General features: G+C 39.5%; 3 protein-coding genes. All 3 read left to right on the top strand.

The window, feature by feature from the left end; genetic code table 11:
- The first annotated feature begins 225 nt into the window (after positions 1–225).
- Complete coding sequence (locus tag K5G00_RS29255; protein WP_238770150.1) at positions 226–1,110, top strand: toprim domain-containing protein; 885 nt, start codon at positions 226–228, stop codon at positions 1,108–1,110.
- A gap of 107 nt (positions 1,111–1,217) precedes the next feature.
- Positions 1,218–1,526 carry a plasmid mobilization protein gene (locus K5G00_RS29250; RefSeq protein ID WP_238770148.1) on the top strand — a complete coding sequence of 103 codons (309 nt, stop codon included), beginning with the start codon at positions 1,218–1,220 and terminating at the stop codon, positions 1,524–1,526.
- Positions 1,523–1,779: hypothetical protein (locus tag K5G00_RS29245; RefSeq protein ID WP_394800893.1), on the top strand; the 257-nt coding region annotated here is incomplete at its 3' end. The genes K5G00_RS29250 and K5G00_RS29245, both read left to right, overlap by 4 nt.

Raw genomic sequence — 1,779 nt, 5'->3', positions numbered from 1 at the left:
GCAGAAAACAAGTTACCTACTTACCTAAAAGAATGACAAGTACTATAAACATTGAGCTTTGCTTAGGTAAGATGAACAATATTTAAGTTACCTGGAACTTACCTAAGTTACCTATCAGGTAAGATAGGTAGGATGCAAAATCAACTTACCTATCTCCTAAGAAACTGATATTCTGACCGTGGGTAAGTAGGTAAGCGAAAATCAACTTTTTTAAAAATTTTGCTGATGAAAAACAAAAAACTACAATGCGAAACAGCCAGGAAAATTTCAATAACCGGGTTCCTGAAAAAATTGGGAATTTCCCCGGTAAGAGAAAATCAAAACTCAGCCTGGTACCTGAGTCCAATCCGAAATGAAAACGAAGCCTCATTTAAGGTTTCAAAAATTCTTAATCGTTGGTATGACCATGGAATCGGGAAAGGAGGAAATATTATCGACCTGGTTACAGAGATGAATAACGGTTGCAATGTTCAGGAAGCGCTTTCAATTCTTGACCGGACAGTACCGTCTTTCTCTTTTCAACAGCAAAATACTTTTGCAGTGTTGAAGCCTGAAGCAGAAATCCGTATCGGTAAAATTCTTCCCATCCGGCATCCGGCGTTAATTCGATATTTGGAGAGAAGGAAAATTAACCCGGAAGTTGTTGGCAGGTATGCCAGGGAAGTCCATTATTCCATGAATGACAAAAAATATTTTGCCATTGGATTGGAAAATGTCTCAGGAGGCTGGGAACTTCGAAACCCGTATTACAAAAATGCTGCTGCACCGAAAAACTATTCCTGTTTTGCCACCCAAAAAGAAATGTTAAGCGTGACTGAAGGAATGTTTGATTTTTTCAGTTTGCTAACGCTTTATCCGGGCTTACCACACAAATCAGATTTCCTGGTTCTGAATTCGGTCTCTTTTATCAAACGGATTCAAAAAGTTGCTTTGCCATATTCCAGAGTGGGACTTTACCTCGATAATGACCCGGCAGGAAAAAAGGCGACAAAACAGTTATTGGCCGACCTTTCGAACAGTGTCGATATGTCTGCCCTTTACGTGGGCAAAAAGGATTTGAACCAGTTATTGACTACTCCAATTCAACGGCAGCGAAGGTCTGTGCGGTAAGCTATTTCAAGAGGTGTCAATGTTGCACAATTGACCTCTTGCTTTGCTCCTAAACTCGCAAAGGGAGAAAAATCATAGATTTTTCTTGCGGCAAAAATGATTAAGAAATGAAGACACAATACATTTCATTCAGGGTAAGCTACACGGAGAAAAAGGCAATAATTCTTGCCGCCAGAGCCGTGAATCTGAGCACCAGTGAATTTGCCCGAAGGGCTGCATTAAACATGAAAGTAACGCTGCGGTTTTCTTCCGAAGAATTGGAGATTTACAAAAACCTTCATACTTATCACCGCAATTTTAAAGCGATTGGAAACCTGGTGAAAAGTGACTATTTCAAGAAGAATGACACCATTCTTCTTGAACTGGAAGAAGTGATAAGCCTGATTAAAGCTCACCTTGAAAAATTTGAACAATGATTGGGAAAGCTAAAAGTATATCGCATGTTTCCAATGCCATTAATTATGCAAAAAACAAAAAAGGGGCGGTAGAGATTAGTCGGCATAATGTTGCGGGTGAAACAGGGAGAAAAATTGCAAAAGAATTCCGTGTTTTTCAAAATCTGAACGCCCGGTGTGAAAGAAATTCATTTTCCTTTGTTCTGAGCCCAACGATTCCTGATGGGATAAAACTTACCAATGCTGATTTCGCAAAACTAACCAACGATTTCCT

The sequence above is a fragment of the Maribellus maritimus genome (assembly GCF_022267315.1).
Taxonomy (GTDB): domain Bacteria; phylum Bacteroidota; class Bacteroidia; order Bacteroidales; family Prolixibacteraceae; genus Draconibacterium; species Draconibacterium maritimum.
Note: the sequence above shows the minus strand (reverse complement) of the source record. Positions and strands in the feature narration are given on the sequence as shown.